Source organism: Pseudomonas monteilii NBRC 103158 = DSM 14164 (assembly GCF_000730605.1).
GTDB lineage: Bacteria > Pseudomonadota > Gammaproteobacteria > Pseudomonadales > Pseudomonadaceae > Aquipseudomonas > Aquipseudomonas monteilii.
Genome location: NZ_BBIS01000044.1, coordinates 71,989 through 92,588, shown reverse-complemented (window position 1 = coordinate 92,588; position 20,600 = coordinate 71,989). Strand labels below are relative to the sequence as shown.

At 63.1% G+C, this 20,600-nt stretch carries 18 protein-coding genes and 2 pseudogenes; 10 read left to right on the top strand and 10 right to left on the bottom strand.

The window, feature by feature from the left end:
* The first annotated feature begins 196 nt into the window (after positions 1 to 196).
* Complete coding sequence (locus PM2_RS22295) at positions 197 to 2,005, top strand: ABC transporter ATP-binding protein/permease (RefSeq protein ID WP_028699662.1); 1,809 nt, start codon at positions 197 to 199, stop codon at positions 2,003 to 2,005.
* Between the two features lie 58 nt (positions 2,006 to 2,063).
* Here the strand turns inward: PM2_RS22295 and PM2_RS22290 are convergent, their stop codons facing one another.
* Positions 2,064 to 3,266, bottom strand: coding sequence for an MFS transporter (locus PM2_RS22290; protein WP_028699661.1), 1,203 nt, complete (start codon positions 3,264 to 3,266; stop codon positions 2,064 to 2,066).
* 271 nt (positions 3,267 to 3,537) lie between these two features.
* Between PM2_RS22290 and PM2_RS22285 the strand changes: the two genes are divergently transcribed.
* From PM2_RS22285 to PM2_RS22265, 5 genes are all read left to right on the top strand, one after another.
* On the top strand, positions 3,538 to 5,778 hold the full coding sequence (locus PM2_RS22285) for a TonB-dependent siderophore receptor (protein WP_028699660.1): 2,241 nt from the start codon (positions 3,538 to 3,540) through the stop codon (positions 5,776 to 5,778).
* Positions 5,779 to 5,914: 136 nt separating this feature from the next.
* Positions 5,915 to 6,202 carry a hypothetical protein gene (locus PM2_RS22280; RefSeq protein WP_028699659.1) on the top strand — a complete coding sequence of 96 codons (288 nt, stop codon included), beginning with the start codon at positions 5,915 to 5,917 and terminating at the stop codon, positions 6,200 to 6,202.
* A complete protein-coding gene (locus PM2_RS22275; RefSeq protein WP_028699658.1) occupies positions 6,199 to 7,719 on the top strand; it encodes a PepSY-associated TM helix domain-containing protein in 1,521 nt (506 codons plus the stop codon). Before PM2_RS22280 ends, PM2_RS22275 begins: the two co-directional genes overlap by 4 nt.
* Entirely contained in the window at positions 7,716 to 8,048 is a 333-nt protein-coding gene (locus tag PM2_RS22270) for a DUF3325 domain-containing protein (RefSeq protein ID WP_016714794.1), read from the top strand. The genes PM2_RS22275 and PM2_RS22270 overlap by 4 nt, the downstream gene beginning before the upstream one ends.
* Positions 8,049 to 8,146: 98 nt before the next feature.
* Positions 8,147 to 8,686, top strand: a complete 540-nt coding sequence (locus tag PM2_RS22265) for a histidine phosphatase family protein (protein WP_016714793.1) — start codon at positions 8,147 to 8,149, stop codon at positions 8,684 to 8,686.
* A gap of 3 nt (positions 8,687 to 8,689) precedes the next feature.
* On the opposite strand, the gene PM2_RS22260 is transcribed toward PM2_RS22265, so the two are convergent.
* Both PM2_RS22260 and PM2_RS22255 read right to left on the bottom strand, forming a co-directional pair.
* A complete protein-coding gene (locus PM2_RS22260) occupies positions 8,690 to 9,475 on the bottom strand; it encodes a sulfite exporter TauE/SafE family protein (protein ID WP_012271535.1) in 786 nt (261 codons plus the stop codon).
* 105 nt (positions 9,476 to 9,580) lie between these two features.
* Positions 9,581 to 10,174 carry a helix-turn-helix domain-containing protein gene (locus PM2_RS22255; RefSeq protein WP_016714792.1) on the bottom strand — a complete coding sequence of 198 codons (594 nt, stop codon included), beginning with the start codon at positions 10,172 to 10,174 and terminating at the stop codon, positions 9,581 to 9,583.
* 115 nt (positions 10,175 to 10,289) lie between these two features.
* Here PM2_RS22255 and PM2_RS22250 point away from each other — a divergent pair, with 115 nt between their 5' ends.
* The 3 genes from PM2_RS22250 to PM2_RS22240 all read left to right on the top strand — a co-directional run bounded on the left by PM2_RS22250 (position 10,290) and on the right by PM2_RS22240 (position 12,952).
* Entirely contained in the window at positions 10,290 to 11,426 is a 1,137-nt protein-coding gene (locus tag PM2_RS22250; protein ID WP_028699657.1) for an NAD(P)/FAD-dependent oxidoreductase, read from the top strand.
* A 12-nt stretch (positions 11,427 to 11,438) separates the two neighbouring features.
* Positions 11,439 to 11,816, top strand: a complete 378-nt coding sequence (locus tag PM2_RS22245; RefSeq protein ID WP_012271538.1) for a RidA family protein — start codon at positions 11,439 to 11,441, stop codon at positions 11,814 to 11,816.
* 71 nt (positions 11,817 to 11,887) lie between these two features.
* On the top strand, positions 11,888 to 12,952 hold the full coding sequence (locus PM2_RS22240; RefSeq protein WP_028699656.1) for a YkvI family membrane protein: 1,065 nt from the start codon (positions 11,888 to 11,890) through the stop codon (positions 12,950 to 12,952).
* 33 nt (positions 12,953 to 12,985) lie between these two features.
* Here PM2_RS22240 and mcpA (PM2_RS32135) read toward each other — a convergent pair.
* The 3 genes and pseudogenes from mcpA (PM2_RS32135) to PM2_RS22230 all read right to left on the bottom strand — a co-directional run.
* Positions 12,986 to 13,582: pseudogene (gene mcpA / locus PM2_RS32135) on the bottom strand (methyl-accepting chemotaxis protein McpA); the annotation flags it as partial.
* Between the two features lie 258 nt (positions 13,583 to 13,840).
* Positions 13,841 to 14,872 (bottom strand): annotated as a pseudogene (mcpA, locus tag PM2_RS32130) (methyl-accepting chemotaxis protein McpA); the annotation flags it as partial.
* A 142-nt stretch (positions 14,873 to 15,014) separates the two neighbouring features.
* Positions 15,015 to 15,893 (bottom strand): LysR family transcriptional regulator, encoded by an 879-nt coding sequence (locus PM2_RS22230; RefSeq protein ID WP_028699655.1) that lies wholly within the window; start codon positions 15,891 to 15,893, stop codon positions 15,015 to 15,017.
* Between the two features lie 102 nt (positions 15,894 to 15,995).
* Here PM2_RS22230 and PM2_RS22225 point away from each other — a divergent pair, with 102 nt between their 5' ends.
* Positions 15,996 to 16,424: a PACE efflux transporter gene (locus PM2_RS22225; protein ID WP_028699654.1), complete on the top strand. Its 429-nt coding sequence runs from the start codon at positions 15,996 to 15,998 to the stop codon at positions 16,422 to 16,424.
* A gap of 20 nt (positions 16,425 to 16,444) precedes the next feature.
* On the opposite strand, the gene PM2_RS22220 is transcribed toward PM2_RS22225, so the two are convergent.
* The 4 genes from PM2_RS22220 to PM2_RS22205 form a co-directional block, all read right to left on the bottom strand.
* On the bottom strand, positions 16,445 to 17,506 hold the full coding sequence (locus PM2_RS22220) for a hypothetical protein (RefSeq protein WP_028699653.1): 1,062 nt from the start codon (positions 17,504 to 17,506) through the stop codon (positions 16,445 to 16,447).
* 122 nt (positions 17,507 to 17,628) lie between these two features.
* A complete protein-coding gene (locus tag PM2_RS22215; RefSeq protein WP_028699652.1) occupies positions 17,629 to 18,297 on the bottom strand; it encodes a GntR family transcriptional regulator in 669 nt (222 codons plus the stop codon).
* 16 nt (positions 18,298 to 18,313) lie between these two features.
* A complete protein-coding gene (locus PM2_RS22210; protein WP_016714784.1) occupies positions 18,314 to 19,018 on the bottom strand; it encodes a FadR/GntR family transcriptional regulator in 705 nt (234 codons plus the stop codon).
* 44 nt (positions 19,019 to 19,062) lie between these two features.
* On the bottom strand, positions 19,063 to 20,376 hold the full coding sequence (locus PM2_RS22205; RefSeq protein WP_016714783.1) for a C4-dicarboxylate transporter DctA: 1,314 nt from the start codon (positions 20,374 to 20,376) through the stop codon (positions 19,063 to 19,065).
* Positions 20,377 to 20,600 lie beyond the last annotated feature (224 nt).

The window sequence follows — 20,600 nt, the reverse complement described above, 5'->3', positions numbered from 1 at the left end:
AAGCTCTCACGCAAGTCTCGGCCTTGACCAGATCCCTGTAGGAGCGGCTTTAGCCGCGAACACCGGCAACGCCGGTGCCATCCACCACGTCGCCTGCTTCAAACAACCAAAGCAATCATGAAATGTGCGTCATCTATGCCTGACGAATCGCGGAGCAATGCTACGCTCGCGGAAATACTCAGCACGGATACCCACCATGGAAATGCACTGGCACCAGGCTTTGCAAGAGAGCCTGAGCTGGCTGGCAATCGCCTCGTTCATCACCCTAGTCTGCTTCGCGGCAGCCGCCACACTGGCCGTGCGCTGCACGCGATGGGGCAGTCAGTTCTGGCAGCTTGCCGGGCCCTATTTCAGTTTCAGGCGCAGTTGGCGGCCGCTGTTGGTGTTCGCGTTGCTGCTGGCGTTGACACTGTTCTCTGTACGGCTGAACGTGCTGTTCTCGTTCTGGTACAACGGCTTCTACAGCGCCTTGCAGGGCCTTGATCAAACCGCGTTCTGGTACTTGCTTGGCGTCTTTGCCGTACTGGCTACCATTCATGTGTTGCGCTCGCTGTTCACGTTCTATGTAACCCAGGCATTCAGCATTCATTGGCGGGTCTGGCTCACCGAGCGCCTGACCCACGACTGGATGAAAGGCGATGCCTACTACCGTGGCCAGTTCCTCGCCGAACCGGTGGACAACCCCGACCAGCGTATCGAACTGGATATCAACGCCTTCGTCACCAGCTCGGTGAGCCTGGCGTTGGGCGCGGTTAGTGCGCTGGTTTCGCTGGTGGCATTCACCGGCATTCTCTGGGGGCTGTCGGCGCCGCTGATGGTGGCCGGGGTGGAGATCCCCCGGGCGATGGTGTTTGCCGTTTACCTGTATGTGATCGTCGCCACCTGGGTCGCCTTCCGCCTCGGGCGCCCATTGATCCGCCTGAATTTCCTTAACGAAAAACTCACTGCGAACTTCCGCTATGCGCTGATGCGCTTGCGTGAAAACGCCGAGAACATCGCCTTCTACCAAGGTGCTCAGGTCGAGCGGGGCACCTTGCTGGGCCGCTTTGCTGCCTTGATCGTGAATGCCTGGGCGTTGGTGTTCCGAAACCTCAAGTTCAGTGGTTTCAACCTGGGCGTCAGCCAGGTTGCCGTGGTGTTCCCGTTCATTCTGCAGGCGCCGCGTTTCTTCAGCGGCGCGATCAAGCTGGGCGACGTCATGCAAACGTCCCAGGCATTTGGCCAGGTGCAGGATTCGTTATCGTTCTTCCGTGAGTCGTACGATGCGTTTGCCCAGTACCGGGCGACCCTCGACCGTCTGACCGGTTTTCTCGATGCCAATGAGCAGGCGAGCGCATTGCCACGCGTCCTGACCGAAGACCAGGCGCATGCCCTGCAGATCACCCGCCTGCAGGTGCTGCGTCCGGACGGGCACGCCCTTATTGCCGACCTGGACCTGAGCCTGCACGCGGGTCAGGCGCTCTTGATCAAAGGGCCATCGGGCAGTGGTAAAACCACGCTGCTACGCGCCCTGGCGGGCCTTTGGCCGTATGCCGAAGGTGAGGTCAGGCGGCCAATGGGCCATCAGGCACTGTTCCTGTCGCAGCGCCCGTACCTGCCTCTGGGTGACTTGCGTACTGTCATTGCCTACCCGGCAGCCTGCAAGCCTGAGGATGAGGTGCGGATGCAGCAGGCGTTGCGCCAGGTCAACCTGGCTCACCTGGCCGAGCGCCTGGACGTCAGTTGCGACTGGTCACACATTCTTTCGGTGGGTGAGCAGCAGCGTCTGGCATTCGCCCGGGTACTGTTCAACCGGCCGCAGGTGGTGTTCCTTGACGAGTCCACCTCGGCGATGGATGAGGGCCTCGAACATGCCTTGTATGCGTTGTTGCGCTCGGAAATGCCGGGGGCACTGCTGGTCAGTGTCGGCCACCGCAGCACGCTGGCAGCGTTCCATACCCATCGGCTGGAAGTAGATGGGCATGGCGGTTGGTCATTGCTGGAGCAGGAGGCTGCGCTGGCCTAGTTTGTATCCGGGTGCTGATCACCGTCCAGCATGGCGATCAGCCGGGCTCCTTCCAGGCTCAGCGCAGCAGTGTCAACCCCGCCAGGGTGGCACCAGCGAACCCCGCGCCGACCAGAAAGGTTGCCTGAAATCCTGCACCATCCCACAGCAACCCGGCTACCACGCTGGCGGCCAGCAGTGCCACGCCGGTCAGCAGGTTGAACAGGCCGAAGGCGGTACCACGCAGGTTGGCCGGGGCACTGTCGGCGATCATGGCCGCGAAGACACCTTGGCTGAAGCCCAGGTGCAGGCCCCAGGCCGCAACCCCCAAGGCCAGCCCGCCCCAGCCCGGTAGCAGGGCGAGCAGCAGGTCGGCAGCTATCAGCAAACCCAGCCCGGCCTTCAGCACGCCTCGGCGCCCCACCCGGTCCGACAGTACCCCGGCAGGGTAGGCCGACAGTGAGTAGGCCAGTGCCATCAAGACCAGCACCGCCGGTGCCCACAGCGGTGCCAGGCCCATGTCCTGGGCACGCAGCAGCAGGAACGCTTCGCTGAAGCGGGCGAGGGTAAACAACGTTGCCAGGCCGATCAGTCGCCAATACGACGACCCGAGGTGCACCATCTCGTGCAGTGCCAATGGTGTGCGTACCGGCCGTGCGGCAGGTGGCGTTTCAGGTTCGCGAACGAAGGCGATGAGAATGTACACCGCTACAAATGCCGGGATCACCGCTACCCAGAACACGGTTTGGAAATGGCTCGTGGTCAGCCACATCAGCAAGATTGCCAACAACGGCCCGAGGAAGGCGCCCACGGTATCGAGCGCCTGGCGCAGGCCGAACGCAGCGCCCCGCAGCTCGGCGGGGGTGACATCGGCCACCAGCGCATCGCGCGGCGCCCCGCGAATACCTTTGCCGACCCGGTCCACGAAACGTGCTGCGGTCAGCCACTCCAGCCCGGAGGCAATGGGGAACACCGGCTTGGTCAGAGCAGCCAGGCCATAGCCGAGCACCGTCAGCAGCTTGCGCTTGCCCAGCCGGTCGCTGAGGGCGCCGGAAAACACCTTGGTGATCGATGCGGTCGCTTCGGCAATGCCTTCGATAACGCCCACCGCTACTACCGACGTGCCGAGCACGGTAACCATGTACAGCGGCAGCAGCGCGTGGATCATCTCCGATGAGATATCCATGAACATCGACACGAAGCCCAGCGCCCAGACGCTGCGAGGGATCTTCGGCAGACTTCTGGTGGTGTGTGCAGAGCGGCTGTCTTCATTGCTGCGCATCTGGGCTCCCGACAGAGTTGCTACGTTCGAAACTGTAGGAGCCTCCGTGCAGGATGCAAACCGATGGGTGGTTAACTGCTCTATCCCGGGTTTCAGCAAAGTTCCGTTACAAACATGTAAGCTTCGTAAATAAGATGTACTCGCATTCGCATCTCTCTATATTTACCTCCCCTGTTGGCCACCAAACTGTGTTTGTGGGGCCGGTGGGCAAGGGCCCCCGGTTTCCGACAGGGATGTGCCTTTTCGCTCATGAATCGCAGGAGATGTACCCATGCAGTGCAGAACTTCACCCAATAGCCTGGCCCTGGCGTTCGTCGCGCTGGCGTCGCCGGCCATGATGGCCACTGCGGCTGAAGCCGAGGAGCAGCGTGCGGGTGAGGTGCAGGAAGTGTCGGTCGCCGACAACGTGCTGGTGATCCAGGACACCCTGATCACCGCCGAGCGCGAGGCACGCCAGGCCTTGGGCTCGTCGATCATCACTGCCGAAGACATCAAGCGCCACCCGCCGACCAATGACCTGTCCGATATCATCCGCCGCGAGCCCGGCGTCAACCTGACCGGCAACAGCGCCAGCGGCGCGCGGGGCAACAACCGCCAGATCGATCTGCGCGGTATGGGCCCGGAGAACACCTTGATCCTCATCGACGGCAAACCGTCCAGCGCACGCAACGCCGTGCGTTATGGCTGGAACGGCGACCGCGATACCCGAGGTGAAACCAACTGGGTGCCGGCCGAAGCGGTCGAGCGCATCGAGATCCTGCGCGGCCCGGCTGCCGCACGCTACGGTTCCGGCGCCATGGGCGGGGTGGTCAACATCATCACCAAGCGCCCCACCGATGAACTCAAGGGCAGTGTCAGCCTGTATACACAGCTGCCGGAAGACAGCGCGGAAGGCGCCAGCCGCCGCGCCAACTTCAACCTGGGTGGCGGCCTCACCGACAACCTCGGGTTCCGCCTGTATGGCGGCTTGGCCAAGACCGACGCCGACGACCTCGACATCAACGCCAGCCACGCCAACAGCGCATTGGTTGCCGGACGCGAAGGTGTGCGTAACAAAGACATCAATGGCTTGCTGAGCTGGAAGCTCAACGACGAGCACCGCCTTGAAGCCAGCGCAGGCTACAGCCGTCAGGGCAACATCTACGCGGGCGACACCATGAACAGCAACGGCGGCAGCGATGTCGCGTTGATTTCCGCCCTGTATGGCCACGAAACCAACATCATGCAACGCAGCACGTACGACCTGACCCACTTGGGCGACTTTACCTGGGGCACCAGCAAGACCACCCTGGCGTACGAGTACGTGCGTAACTGGCGCCTAAACGAGGGCCTGGCCGGTGGCCCGGAAGGGGCGATCAACGACAGCGGCGCGGCGATGTCGCGGCTGCGCAACACCCGTTTGAGCAGTGAGGTCAACCTGCCGTTCGCCATGGGCAGCACTGAACATGTGCTGACCTTGGGCGGTGAGTACTTGTACGAGTCGCTCAACGACCAGGGTTCGTTCCGCCCGCAAAGCTTCGATCCCAGCGGTTCGGGTAGTGATGCGATCAGCGGCTTCGATCGCAGCGATACGAAGATGACGGCCAGAAGCTATGCGTTGTTCGTCGAGGACAATATCGTCCTGGGTGATACGACCGTGACGCCCGGCCTGCGCTTTGACCATCACGAGATGTTTGGCGACAACTTCAGTCCAAGCCTGAACCTGTCGCACAAACTGACCGAGGCACTGTCGGTCAAGGGTGGCATTGCTCGTGCCTACAAGGTACCGAACCTGTACCAGTCCAACCCCAATTACCTGCTTTACAGCCGTGGCCAGGGCTGCAGCGTGCAGCAGACCAACTCCGGCGGCTGCTACCTGCAAGGTAATGCCGACCTCAAGCCAGAGATCAGCGTCAACAAGGAAGTCGGCCTGCTGTACGACCGTGGTACCTGGCGTACCAGCGCGACCTACTTCCGCAACGACTACAAGAACAAGATCATCGGCGGGACCGATGTGCTCTACGCCATTAACAGCGGTCGCCGCGTGACCCAGTGGGAGAACGCGGGCGAAGCGCGGGTGGAAGGTATCGAAGGCAACTTCTTCATCGAATTGACACCGACCCTGGACTGGAACACCAACCTGACCTGGATGCTCGACAACGACAACCGCGAAACCGGCGAGCCGCTGTCGGTGATCCCGGAGTACACCGTCAACACCACCCTCGACTGGCGCGCCACCGAGCAGCTGTCGTTCCAGGTAGCGGGCACCTACTTTGGCAAGCAGAAGTCACCGACCTACAACTACCGCACCCAGCAAGACTACGACAAGACCGCGCAGCAGGACGTCGAGGCGTATGGCCTGGTGGACGTGAGTGCCGGGTACAAGTTCAACGCCAACTACGACGTGCGGGTAGGCGTGAACAACGTGTTCGACAAGCAGATCCTGCGTGGCGGCAACGCCAGCAGCTCGGGGGCCAACACCTATAACCAGCCGGGCAGGGCGGTGTTTGCTGCGCTGAATATCAACTTCTGATCCAAGGTGCCGCTGTGCGGCCCATTCGCGGGTGAACCCGCTCCACACAGGTACCGCGTTGCCCTCACGGCTGGCGCGATCCCTGTGGGAGCGGGTTCACCCGCGAGTGGGCGGACACATTTTTCAAGGAAGCCAAATGCCTAAATTCTCCGCCTGGCTACAGATCTTCTCTCGCAGCACCGCCGCACTGCTCGGCGGCTACGCCCTGAGCTACGCCGCCACTGCCTGCCTGGCCCGCATCCTGCCGCTGTCTGCCACCGACGCGATCATCGTCGCGACCCTGCCCGCGTTCATTTTCTATACCGCCACCATCCTCTGGGCCTTCGCCAGCCGTGATGCCTTGCGCGCCTGGGCGCCGCTGGCACTGGCCGTGCCCCTGGCCTTGGTCGGTTTCTGGCCGCAGATACTGGAGCGCCTGGCATGAAAAACACCTTCACCCAGTCGATGGCCTGGCTGCACACCTGGGCCGGGCTGATTTTCGGCTGGCTGTTGTTCGCCATCTTCGTTACCGGCACGCTGGCAGTGTTCGACAAGGAGCTCAACCACTGGATGCAGCCGGAAATCCCGGCCACTCAGGTGTCCCAGGCTGTCGCCGCCCAGCGTGCCATCGCCTACCTGCAGGCCTATGAGCCGAAGGCCGGCAACTGGGGCATCAGCTTGCCGAGCGAGCGCTCGCCAGGCCTGCGCGTGTCCACCGGCGAGCGGCGCCACGGTGGCGGCGTACAGCTCGACCCGCGCACCGGCGAAGCCATGGAGGTGCGTGACAGCGTTGGCGGTAACTTTTTCTTCCGCTTCCACTTCACCCTCGACCTGCCGCGCAACTGGGGCATCTTCGTGGTCGGCGCGCTGGCGCTGGTGATGCTGGCTGCATTGGTGACCGGCATTGTCATCCACAAGAAGATCTTCAAGGAGTTCTTCACCTTCCGGCCGAACAAGGGCCAGCGCTCGTGGCTGGATTTTCACAACGCCAGCGCGGTGCTGTTGCTGCCGTTCCACCTGATGATCACCTATACCGGCCTGGTGATCTTCATGCTCATTTATATCCCTGCCGGGGTGGATGCACTTTTCGCCGGTGACACCCGCGCCTACTTCCAGGCACAGGGTAATGCCCGCCTGGAGCAGCCCCGTGGCCTGGCCAGGCAGCCGGCCACCCTGGTCGATGTGGCGCCGTTGCTGGCCCAGGCCGAGGCGCGGCTGGGGCCTATTGGCGGCTTGAACATTCGCAACCCCAACACTGCAGCGGCGCGTATCGAAATCCGCCCCGAACTGGGCAACCGCATCGCCCTCGCCAAGGGGCAGGCCATGGTTTTCGACGGCGTCAGCGGGGCGTTACTCAGCGACGTGCCTGAATGGCGTGCGGCGCCGCTGACCCAACGGGTCATGGTCGGCCTGCACTTCGCCCAGTTCGGCGGCTACCCGATGCGCTGGCTGTACTTCATGTGCGGATTGATCAGTTGCCTGATGATCGCCAGCGGCCTGGTGCTGTTCTGCGTGAAGCGTGGGCGTAAATACGCCAGCGCCACCGCCGAAACATCGGCACGGCGTTGGTACCGGCTGGCCGAAGTGTGCAACGTGGGCTTTATCAGCGGCCTGCTGCTGGCATGCGTCGGGCTACTGTGGGCCAGCCGTTTGCTACCGGTGGATTTGACGCAGCGGGAAAGCTGGGAAGTACGCGCGTTCTTCGGTGTATGGCTGCTGGCGCTGTGGCATGCCGGCGTCAGGCCGGCGCGGCGCGCCTGGGTCGAACAACTGCTGCTGGCGGCATTGCTGTGCATCGGTCTGGGTGTATTTGGCGGCCTCGAAGACACGATGCGCCTCGGCGTAGCGGGCTGTGCGCTGGTGCTGGGGGTGTTGCTTGGTCTGGTGGCCTGGCGGGTGTGGCAAGCACAGCCAGCGCAACGGAAGACCAGGGTAGGTCGGCAACAGGAGGTCAAGGCATGATGATGTGGATCATAGGTGGCGTGTTGTTCGCCTACGCCGGCATGCTTGGGCTGTGCCAAGGGCTGGAGCGGCATTACAAGCAGGTGTGGAATCGGGCGTGCCCACGCGTATTGCGTATCGGCCTGCGCAGCGCCGGTTGGTTGGCGTTGCTGGCCAGCCTGGTGCTGTGCGCCCAGGCCTGGGGTTGGGCCATGGGGCCGGTGGCCTGGTTCGGCGTGCTGTCGCTGGCGGGGTTGCTGCTGGTGATGCTGCTGCCGTACTGGCCGCGGATGGCGATGGGGTTGGTGGCTGCGGTGCCGGTGTGGGGGCTGGTTTCGCTGATAGCTTGACCGGGCCTGATCGCGGTAAAGGCTGCTACGACATAGTTGCAGCCAAAAGCTTCGCAGCGTGTTAAACCATGGGCCCAGCCTGCTGCGAGAGAGCCCCGGTGAAAGCCGTCCGCCTGACCCTGATCTGCCATGCCCTGACCCCGGCCCAGAAGGCCGGGCGTCTGCACCGAACAGATGACGGCATCTTGCCGTTAACGCAACAACCCGACGCCATGCTGCCCGGCATGCAGCTGCTGGCTGCGCCAGAACGGCGAGCCTGCGAGACCGCTACGTGGTTGTCGGGGCAGGTGCAGGTCGAACCGGGCTTGGCCGATTGCGACCTGGGTCACTGGCAGGGGCTGGCGTTGAAGCAATTGCAGGCTGAGCAGCCTGAGGCTTTGGCGCAATGGTTACAGGACCCGGCCAGTGCGCCGCACGGGGGGGAGTCGTTCGCCGCCCTGTGCCAGCGCCTGGCCGCCTGGCTGGCAGCGTTCGACAGGCCGGGCGATTGGCTGGCGGTGACCCACCCCATGGTCATGCGCGCTGTGTTGGTTCAGGTGTTGGGGTGCCCGATGAAGGCCAGCCAGCGTATCGACGTGCTCCCCCTGTCACGCCTGGATCTGAGCTTTACCGGGCAGTGGCGACTGCGCCTGGAATGAGGCTCAGAACGCCAGCTTGTAGCCGATCAGCAGCAGCATCGCCGCCAGGCACGGGCGCAGCACCCGGTCGGAGATGCGCCCGGTGAGGTGGCTGCCCAGGTAGATGCCTGGCAGCGAGCCCAGCAGCAGGTAGCCCAGTAGCGACCAGTCCATGTTGCCCATGCCCGCGTGGCCCAGGCCTGCTACCAGGGTAAGGGGTACGGCGTGGGCGATTTCGGTACCGACCAGGCGGCGGGTGACCAGGAACGGGTACAGCAGGAACAACGCCACAGTGCCCAGGGCGCCAGCACCGATGGAGGTGAGTGTGACCATTACCCCCAGCACAACGCCGGTGAGTACGGTGAGGATGTTCAGGCTGCGATCGCTGAGGTGGTAGTGGTCACCGGCATGACGGCTGGCAAAGGCCTGCAGGCGCGATTTGAACAGGATGGCCAGCGCGGTCAGGATCAGCACCACCGCCAGGCCTTGCTTGATGATGGCATTGAGCGCCGAGGTGTCGGTGTGCAGGGTGCTGAGGAACCACAGGGTCAGCGCAGCGGCGGGCACGCTGCCCAGGCTGAGCAGGCCGGTGATTTTCCAGTCGATGTTCTTCTGGCGCGCATGCACCCAGACGCCACTGGCCTTGGTGATGGCCGCATAGAGCAGGTCGGTACCGACGGCCGTAGCCGGGTTGATGCCAAACCACAACAGGATCGGGGTCATCAGCGAGCCGCCACCGACGCCGGTCATGCCGACGATGAAACCCACGACCAGGCCAGCAATGGTGAAACCAAAAGAACCTACATCCATACGCTACTCGACTGCCCAACTTTGCCCGTTATCGGATGCAGCCAGCATATAGATTTTTTAATAGCCAAATAGACTTGTTCGTTATTAGGTTATAACCGAGGCGGATTAACGATCCGTCATCACCACCATCACATGCGCATCGCCGCCGTCTTCGCTTTCGGACAGGTAGATATGCCCCACCTGGCTGTCGAAGTACGCCGTTTCCTGTGGCCCGATGCTCACCGCTTCGCCGGTTTCGAACTCGATGCGCACGCGCCCGCTTAGCACCAGGGCGAACTCTTGCCCGGGGTGGCGGATAAAGTCGTCGAACTGGCCGCGTTCACGGGCGATGATGCGGGCATAAGCCGGCGTCATGCGTCGCTCGGGGAAGTCGCCGGCGATCGGGTGGTAGTCATAGGTGCCGGTCGAGTAGCCCGCTGCCGCCGGTAATGAATCGACCACCACGGTCACGGGCACCGGGGCGTTGACCGTGGCACCGGAGCGGAACAACTGGGCAATATCGACATTCAGCGCCCGCGCAGCGGCGGCGAGCTTTTCATAACTGACTGACACCTGTGCCAGCTCCATCTTCGACAAGGTGGACAGCGGTACGCCACTGGCTTCGGACAATTGCTTGAGGGTCATCTGGCGCGCCTTGCGCACCTGGCGCAGGCGCTGGCCGACTACGGCGCGGTCAAGCAGGGGTAGGGCAGCGGGCATTCAGCGTTCTCGGCATACGGCGTTGGTTGGGCATCTTACCTTGGACACTTGCGCATTTCTAAATTCTCATATATTAGAATTCTCATAAATGATAATTTGCTTGGCAGGAGCGTGCATGACCCCGATCTACGACACCCTGATCATCGGCGCCGGCATTGCCGGCGCCTCGCTGGGCTATCGCCTGGCTGGCCAGCAGCGGGTGCTGCTGATCGAGCGCGAAGCACAGCCTGGCTACCATTCCACCGGGCGTTCGGCGGCCATGTTCATGGAGGCCTACGGCACTGCGCAGATCCAGGCGCTGACCCGCGCCAGCCGGGCCTTTTATGAAGCCCCGCCGGAAGGCTTCTGCGAGCACCCGCTGCTGGAGCCGCGCGGCTGCCTGTATGTGGCCAGCGTGGAACAGCGCGAGCTGCTTGAGCAGACCCACGCGCAGAACCTGGCCAATGGCACCGAGGTCAGCCTGCTTGACCGTGATGCCGCGCTGGCACTGGTACCCAGTCTGCGCGGCGAAACCCTGGCTGGCGCAGTGCTGGAGTCGGGCGCGATGGACCTTGATGTGCATGCCTTGCACCAAGGCTTCCTGCGCGGTTATCGCGCTGCCGGGGGTGAACTGCGCTGCAACGCCGAGCTGATCCAGGCCGTGTACCTGGACAACCTGTGGCAGGTGGAATTGGCTGGTGGCAGCCGTCTGCAGGCACGTCAGCTGGTCAATGCCGCGGGTGCCTGGGCGGACTGTGTGGCCGAGCAATGCGGTGTGGGGCGCATCGGCCTGCAACCGTGCCGGCGCAGTGCATTCACCTTTCCGGGCCCTGCCGACCAGGACTTCGCCCGCTGGCCAGCGGTAATTGGTGTCGACGAAAGCTTCTACTTCAAACCCGACGCCGGGCAATTGCTCGGTTCGCCTGCCAACGCCGACCCGGTCGAGCCGCAAGATGCTGCGCCGGAAGAGCTCGATGTGGCGTTGGGCATTTACAACATCGAAAGCATGACCACCTTGACGATCCGCCGCCCCAGTCACACCTGGGCCGGGCTGCGTTCGTTCGTTGCAGACGGCGACCTGGTGGTGGGTTTCGATGCACACGCCCCTGCGTTCTTCTGGCTGGCGGCGCAAGGTGGCTATGGCATCCAGTCGGCAGCGGGGGCTTCGCGCCTGGCCGCCGACCTGCTGCTTGGCCAACCCCTGTGCTCTAGCCTTGTCAGCCAGGGTGTGGCGCCCGAGCGTCTGTCCCCGGCCCGTTTCCAGCAACCTTGAAAGGAGCATCCGATGAGCAATGACATCCAGCGTTTTCCCAGCAGCCTGCCGTTCCCGTTTTCCCGTGCAGTGAAGGCCGGTGGTTTTCTGTTTCTCTCTGGCCAGGTGCCGATGAGCGCCAGCGGTGAAGTGGTGCGTGGTGACATCCAGGCCCAGACCCGCGCCGCCTGCGAGCGCATTGCCGAAAGCCTGGCGGCTTGCGGCGCACGTTTCGACCAGGTGGTAAAGGCCACGGTATGGCTGTCGGACATGAGCCACTTCGCCGGTTTCAACGAGGTGTACAAGGAGTTCTTCGGTGCCGCGTTGCCGGTGCGCTCGACAGTGGCCTCGGCGTTGGCGCTGGGAGTGGACGTGGAGATTGAAGTGCAGGCGTTTGTCGGCGATCTGTAACTGAGCAGAGGCCGCTCCCGCAAAAGCGATGCGGTGGCAGCAAAACAACAACAATAAATCCAGAGGTTCACATGCAAGAGCAGCTGAAGATTGCCGGCGCATTTGTCGGCGTGATCGTGGGGGCGGGCTTCGCTTCGGGGCGGGAACTGTTGTTGTTCTTTGTCGATTTCGGTGTGTGGGGGTTGGTGGGGGCACTGGTCAGTGCAGCCCTGTTTACCTTCCTTGGCATGGCCCTGGCCGGGTTGGGCAACCGCCAGCAGGCCACCTCGCACAAGGACGTGATACAGGCCATCTGCGGTCGCTACCTGGGCCTGTTTGTCGACTGGCTGATCACCTTTTTCATGTTTGCCGTCACGGTGGTCATGCTGGCCGGTGGGGGCGCGTTGCTGGAGCAACAGTTCGGCATTCCGGCACTGACCGGCAGCGTGTTGGTGACGTTGGTGGTGGTGGCGATTGTGTGCCTGGACGTGCGCAAGGTGATCCTGGCCATCGGTGCCATCACACCGCTGTTGATCCTGGTGGCTTCGGCGATTGCACTGTACGCCGTGTTTACCCGTGAACAGAGCCTCGCCGCGCTCGACCAGCTGGCCAGCCAGCAGCAGGCCGGTACCCGGCACTGGCTGTTGGGCGCGTTTCTGTATGTGTCGTACAACATCGTTGCCGGTGCGCCGATTCTGGCCATTCTGGGGGGCTCGGCCAAGGGCGAGAAAACTGCAGTGTGGGGTGGCCTGCTGGGTGGTGCGGCGTTGGGCGGCCTGATGCTGGTGATGAGTGCCGGGCTGTTGTCGCGCCTGGACAGCGTGGCCGACTTGCCCATGCCGATGCTGTCGATTGCCAACGAAGTGTCACCGATGCTGGGCGTGTTGATGTGCCTGATCATCTTCGGCATGATCGTCAACACGGCAGTGGGTACGTTGTTTTCGTTTCTTTCGCGGCTGCTGCCGGCGGGCACCGCAACGTTCCGCTGGGGTTCGGTGATAACCGGGGTGGTGGCGTTTGGCTGCAGCCTGGTGGGGTTCATCAGCCTGGTGGGGGAGGTGTACCCGTTGTTTGGCTACCTGGGTTTCGTGCTGATGGCGGCGGTGTTGCTGGCCTGGGTGCGGCGGGGCAGGGCCACGAAAGCGGCCGTGGCATAAAAAAGGGGCGCATAGCGCCCCTCTTCGGGCCCATCAGATTCTGAAGCTGCCCACCAGTTGCTTCAAGCGCCCGGCCTGCTGGGCCAGCTGGTCGCAATGACGCAGGGTTTCGTTCAGGTTTTCCACGCCCTGCTGGTTCAGGGCGTTGATCTGGGTGATGTCCAGGTTGAGGCTCTCGACCACGGCGGTCTGCTCTTCGGTCGCGGTCGCCACGGACTGGTTCATGCCATCGATTTCGCCAATGCGCTGGGTCACGCTGGCCAGGCGTTCACCGGCCTGGTTGGCCACCTGCACGGTCTGCTCGCTGGACACCTGGCTGGTGTTCATGGTGTGCACCGCTTCGCGCGAGCCTACCTGCAGGCTGGTGATCATACGGTGGATCTCTTCCGCCGACTCCTGGGTACGGTGTGCCAGGTTGCGCACTTCGTCGGCCACTACGGCAAAGCCACGGCCGGCTTCACCGGCACGGGCCGCCTCGATCGCGGCGTTCAGTGCCAGCAGGTTGGTCTGCTGCGAAATACCCTTGATCACGTCGAGAATCTTGCCGATTTCGTCGGTGCTGGCGTTGAGTGTTTCGATCTGCGCGCACGACTCGCTGATGCGCTGCGACAAGGCGGTCATGGCACTGATCGCCTCTTCTACCACTTCACGTCCGCCGTGTGCCTGCTCGCTGGCGCCGCTGGCATGCTGCGAAGCATCGGCGGCGTTGCGGGCGATTTCCTGGGTGGCGGCGCCCAGTTCGTTGATGGCCGCCGCCACGCTGTTGGTGCGCATGCTCTGTTCTTCCGAGCCGGTGATCGACGCGTTGGAAGCGCTGACCACTTTTTCCGACAGGTCGTGCACCAGGCGGGTGGCTGAGGACACTTCGCTGATCGAGGCATGGATGCGCTCGACGAAGCGGTTGAACGAGGTGGCCAGTTCGCCGAACTCGTCCTTGTTCTGCACGGTCAGGCGGCGGGTAAGGTCGCCCTCACCCTCGGCGATGTCGCGCATGGCGCGGCCCATGGTGGTCAGCGGGCTCATCAGCACCGGGATCAGCAGGCCAAGCAGGCCGGCGATGGCGGCCACGGCAATCAGCATGGCGATGATCGCCGAGGTGCGGAACTGGCTGAGTGCTGCGTAAGCCTTGTCCTTGTCAATCGACAGGCCGATGTACCACTGCGCCGACGGCAGGCCGGCTACCGGGGCGAAGGAAATGATGCGGTCCTGGCCGTTGAGGGTGACATCCTGCATGCCGGCGGCAATCCGCAGGTTGCTGCCGGGGTAGATGTCCTTGAGGTTCTTCATCACCTGGTCTTTGTCGGGGCTGACAATCACCTGGCCATTGGCGTCTGCCAGGAAGGCGTGGCCGATGCCGCCGAAGTCGACCGAGTTGATGATCTCGACCAAGGTGTCGAGGGTCACGTCACCGCCGACCACACCGATCAGCTCGCCGTTGCTTTTGCTCTTCACCGGGGTGGCGATGGTGACCATCAGGCCGCCGACCGCGCCTTGGTAGGGGGCGGTCAGCACGGTCTGCCCGGCGCTGGCGGCGGCGCCATACCAAGGGCGCTGGCGCGGGTCGTAACCGGCAGGCATCTGGGCGTCCGGGCGCTGGGTGAACGCACCGTTGGCCTGGCCCAGGTACGTGAACAGGAAATTACGCGTGTAGGACGGCTGCTCGATCAGCCCGGCCAGGGTCTCGCCGGCACCTTGCTGGCCGATGTCCTGGGCCAGGTTTTCCAGCACCAAGATGCGCCCGCTCATCCAGTTCTGCACGCTGCTGGCGGTCAGTGCACCGGATTGCTGCACCGACGCTTCGATGTTCTGGCGGATGGTGTTGCGTTGCAGGTAGTCGTTGTAGAGCGTGAACAGGGCAAATGCCAGGACCACGACGCCGCAGGCGCTGAGCAGGATCTTGTGGCGAAATTTCAGGTTCATGTTTCGAGACCTTGAGCCAATGAAGGGAGGGCGCAGCGCGCTCATGACGCACTGCGGGGCCTGTCGACCGGGATATCGGCTAAAGGGGTAAAAGATTGAAGTACTTACAGAAAATTCTTACGGCCGTTTCGACAGACGGTAATCAACGGCTAATCATCTGCTGGATCAACAGCCGTGCGGCTTGCTGCAGCGGTTGTTGCTTGCGCCACAAGATGTGTACTGGCAACTGCAACTCGTTGCGTGTATTGCGAAAACCCAGGCGCACCAGGCGTCCGCTGGCGAGCAGCGGCGCAACCCGCGACAACGGCAGGTCGCCCCAGCCCAGGCCTGCTTCCACCATTTGCAACGCCAGGTCGAAGCTGTCGGTTGACCAGTGCGCTGCACCGATCAGCGGGCGCGGGTCGGCCATTGGCAGGTCGCGGCTGCGCACCAGAATCTGACGAACCTGGGTCAGGTCTTCGAGGTAATGGATGCGCCCCTCGCGCAAGGCCGGGTGGGCCGGCGACAGGGTGGCCACTAGCGACTCCATGCCGATGTGCTGGAAGCCTCGGCGGGCGTCGACCTGCAGGCCTGCAAAGCCCACGCAGAGGTCGGCGCGGCCACTGTCCAGCAGGTGCAGGGCTTCTTCTTGCGGGGCGCTGAGCAGGGCGATATCCAGCAGCGGGTGGCGTTCGCCAAGGTGTGCGATGGCCGCCAACAGTGGCCGGTGGTCGATGTCTGGTACTACGGCCAGGGTCAGGCTGCTTTCCAATCCTTGGGACAGCTCCAGTGCGTGTACCTGCAGCAATCCCAGTTGTTCGCCAATCAGTCTGGCGTGTGGTTCCAGGGCCAGGGCTTGGGCAGTTGGGCGAACCTCACGCGAACCCCGTTCGAACAAGCTGTAGCCCAGTTCCGCTTCAAGGTTGCCGATAGCCATGCTCACGGCTGAAGGCACGCGCTTAAGGGCGCGCGCGGCGGCAGAAAACGAACCGCAGTCGAGCACGGCTAGAAAAAGCTGGATGTTGTCGCTGGAAAAGTTCATAGCAGCCTCCTGTCAGTAGATCTGACAGCTGCCGACTTTTGCTGTCAAGCATGATGAAGCATGATCGCGCCCCATCGCTTTTGTCATTGGAGGTAACCCCGAGTGCAGGGTTTGAAACGCAAACTGGTCTACGTGACTTTTTATGAGCTGATCGGGTTGTGCATGTCCACCCTCGGGCTGGCTTACCTGTCGGACACCCAGGCGTCGCATACCGGGCCGCTGGCGGTGATGATCACCACCATCGCCATGCTCTGGAACCTGGTTTACAACACCTTGTTCGAAAGGTGGGAGAGCCGCCAGGCCAAGCGTGGGCGCAGCGTGGCGCGGCGGGTGGCGCATGCTATCGGCTTTCAGCTGACGCTGGTGGTTTACCTGATTCCGCTGATTGCCTGGTGGCTCGACATGACACTGGTGGAGGCGTTGCTGGTGGACATGGCGTTCATCGTGCTGGTGCCTTGCTACACCTTTGCCTACAACTGGGCGTTTGATCGCGTATTTGGATTACCACGTTCTGCTATGGCCGCTGCCTGATGTTTCTCCTGTGCCGGCCCCTAAGGCGGCAGGCGAATGATCAAAGGTGCTTGCTGCTGCTTCACTTGCTGTTCTACCGGTTGCTCGACGGGCCACGGCACACTGGCCAGCAAGCTGTCCTCAACCTGCCCCGACAAGTAATACACCCCCGCCATGGCACCGCTCTGGCGGTTTTCCATCAACTCTTGCCATTCCTGGTTCAGCGCCACGTTGAGGATCACCCGCAACTGTTCGACCATCTGCGGGTGTTCGCGGTCATGGGTCATCATGCCGTAGCCGGCCGCCGCAATCGAAATCATCGCCCCCGCCACCTTGCCCACTGCCGACGCCACGGCACTGGCGATGCCGCGCGGCGCCAGGGTAGCGCCGAGCTTTTCGCTGGCCTGGGTGGCCACCGAGTTCAAACCGACATCGGTTCGCCCGGGGCCTTTGCTGGCCTGTTCATGCAAGTGCTGGCGCATGGCTTGCCAGGCCGGTTGCTGGTCCAGCGACTTGGCCCGAAGCAGTTGATACAGGCTGGCATTACGCGCATCCGGCGGCCCTAGGTGGATGGCGGGGATGCGGTTGAGGCGCTGGCTGACCTGCTCGGGCGGCGCGTTGTAGCGGCTGATGATGGCGGGTACCTGCTGGCCGAGCAGCTGCAGGTACAGCTCGCAGGCGCGGTCGCGGATGCCCTCGGGGTTGATCTGCTCGGCCACCGGTTCGATCACCCGCTCGTGGTATTGCTCCTGCAGGTACAGGGCCAGGCGCTTTTCCGCAGGTTCACGGCCTTCGCCGCTGTCGAGCTTGTACCAGGCCACTTTGAGGGTGAGCCACTGCTGGGTCCAGTAACCGGTGAACCAAGGGATGAAGTCGCTTTCGGTGCGCTGTTGTACCTGTTCCTTCCATACCCGCATGGAGCGCCGGGCATAGTCGTTGGCCGAACCGGCTGCGCCGACCGAAGCGTCGATCAGCTCCTGGTCGATGCGTTGCCAGGCCGCGGGCGTGAGCACCGCAGGCGCAGGCGGGACAGGTGGGCGCTTGCCCGCGCAGCCGGCCAGGGCCAACAGCAGGCACAGCAACAGAAGGATTCGAGCACTCACGCAACCGCCTCCCTGATAGAGGCTGGGGTGGTTTTTGCAGTATAGGGTGGCGTGCGAAGTACTGCCGTGTACCTTATCGCTTAGGCGACGCAATCCCTGTAGGACCGCGTCAGCATGAACGGTCAATTCAGGTCGAGCTTTGCTTCCAGGCGGTCCAGGTGCTTGTGCATCAAACCCAACGCCGCCTCGGCATCGCCTTGCTCCACGGCATCGATGATGGCCGCGTGTTCTTCCCATGCACAGTGGTCGCAACACGGTGATTCGTAACGGGCGATGATCAGTGAGGTCATCGGCACCAGCCCATTGAGGAACCGTGCCAGCGGCGCATTGGCCGCCACCTGCGCCAGTTTCAGGTGAAACTCACCGCCCAGGCGGATCGCCGCGCAGCGCTCACCGCTTTCGTGGTGCTGGCGTTCGCGCTCTACCAGTTGCCGCAGCTGGCGCACCTGCGCCGGCCGTGCGCGCTGGGTGGCCAGGGTAATCAGCGTGGTTTCGGCCAGGCGCCGGGCGCTGAGCACCTGACGTGCCTGATCCGGGTCGGGCGCGGCCAGGTGCGCGGTGTGGCTGGGGCGCTGCACCACCACTTGCTGGTCGGACAGGCGCTCAAGCACACGACGAATCACGGTGCGACTGACACCAAAGGCATGCCCCAACGCCTGCTCGGGCAGCAGCGCGCCCGGGGGCAGGCGCTGTTCGAGAATGGCGTCGAACAGCCGGGGGTAGATCTGCTCGGCCGACAGGCGGGTTTCGCCGGCCGCAAGCAGGGCGGGCAGGTGAGGGGCGGCGTTCATGGTCGCTCTCCTGGGGTCATGGATGCGGGTGTTCGTCCGGGATGTTCAGCGAAATGCCCATGCGCTGGCCTTCGGCGAGGATGTGCTGGCGCATCTGGGCACTGGCCTGGGCGCTGTTGCGTTCACGTATGGCACGTACCACGGCTTCGTTCTCCTTTAGCCGCGCCGCCAGGTGCTCGGGCGAGTTGCGCAGCATGTCGGCGCTCTGTTTCAGGGCATTGCCGGTCTGCTGCACCACGCTCTGGAAGATCGGGTTGGTGGTGAGCGCGAACAGCGCTTCATGGAAGGCGATGTAGGCCTTCACGCCGGCTTCGCTGTCATCGGCCTCCAGCGCTTCGCGCATGTCCATCAGGGTCAGGCGTAACTGGCCGATGTCCTGGCTGTTGGCCGATTGCGCCACAAGGCCAACGATGAAGGGCTCAAGGGTGTAGCGCAGTTCCAGTACGTCGGCCAGGCTGGCCGCAGCGCTGGTGTCGATGCCGGGTTCCTGGAGGGTGGCATCGGCGTCCAGTACCAGTACGCCCTTGCCTGGCAACGAGCGGACCAGGCCCAGGGTCTCCAGCACGGTCACCGCTTCGCGCAGGCTAGGGCGGCTGATGCCCAGTTGTTCGGCCAGCTCGCGCTGGCCCGGCAGCATGTCGCCGGTGCGCCATTGGCCCCGGGCCAAGGCCTGGCGCAGTTTTTCCACCACTGAGTTGACGACGGTTGATGAGCTGATCACGGTTCGCTCCTGCAAGGGCCGGCGTGATCGCCGGCCGCTCTGGTTCAGAATTCCTGTTGATGGTGCGTGTTGGGCTGTTTGCGCGGCGTGGGGGCAAAGCCGGGCTTGCCGTCGAGCACGTTCTGCGCGCGCTCCAGGTCGATGTCCTTTTCCCAGCGGGCGATGGCCACGGTGGCCACGCAGTTGCCAATCAGGTTGGTCAATGCCCGGCCGATGCCCATGAACCAGTCCACTGCCAGCACCAGCACCAGGCCAACCACCGGAATCGCGGGTACGGCGGTCAAGGTGGCGGCCAGGATGACCAGCGCCGAGCCTGGGATGCCGTGAGCGCCCTTGGAAGTCACCAGCGACACCAGCAGGATGGTAAGCAGGTCGGTCATTTCCAGCGGCGTGCCGGTGGCGTTGGCGATGAACACGATGGCCAGGGTCAGGTAGATGGAGAAGCCGTCGAGGTTGAACGAGTAGCCCGTCGGGATCACCAGGCCGACGGTGGAGCTGCCAATGCCCAGGTGCTCCAGCTTGCGCATGATCTGCGGCAGCACGGCGTCGGAAGAGGCGGTGCCCAGCACGATGGTCAGCTCTTCACGCAGGTACTTGATGAGCGGCAACAGCTTCAGGCCCGACAGGCGCATGACCGTCCCCAGCACGATCAGCACGAAGCCGGCACAGGTCAGGTAGAACAGTGCGACCAGCCCGCCCAGGTGCTGCAGCGATTCCAGGCCGTATTTGCTGGTTGTGAAGGCGATGGCGCCGAACACACCGATAGGCGCCAGACGCACGATCATGCCCATGATGCGGAAGATCACATGGCTCAGTTCGTTGATCAGCCGCGAAATGCCGGCGGCCGAGTCACCCACCAGGTTCAGCGCGCTGCCGAACAGTACCGAGAACAACAGCACCTGAAGAATATTGTTGTCGGCGAAGGCACCGATCACCGAGGTAGGGATCAGGTCCATGAAGAACGCCGTGGCGCCGTGAATGTGCTGGCCGCGCTCGGCCAGGCCGTTGGCATCGGCGGTGGACAGCTGGTCCAGGTGAATGTTGGCACCGCTACCAATGCCACTGCTGAAGGCGAACACCAGGCCGATCACCAGCGCCAGGGTGGTCAGCACTTCGAAGTAGATCACTGACTTCAGGCCGATGCGCCCGACCTTTTTCAGGTCGCCCGCGCCCGAAATACCGCTGACCACCACGCAGAATACGATCAGGCCGATGAGCATCTTGATCAGCTTGATGAAGCCGTCGCCAAGGGGTTTGAGTTGCAGGGAAAGGTCGGGAAAGCTGAGACCGCAGGCGATGCCGAGGGCAAGGCCGAGCACGACTTGCAGGAAGATCGAACGCGAGCACCATTTAAGCATGGGATTGATCTCTGATCGGTGTCCTTGCTTCGGTAGCCGCACGGGGCGAAAGAGCGCAGGACTTAATTATTGTGGTCTTACCGGTTTGTTCAGCGCGGAGCCATAAAAGCGCGAAAAATCCGACTTTGCAAGGGTTTTCGGCCTTACCGGTCTGACCAGTTATGGGGCAATCTGACCTGCCAGGCTCTACTTCGGTGCATGCCGTGAATTGGGTAGGCGCGAAT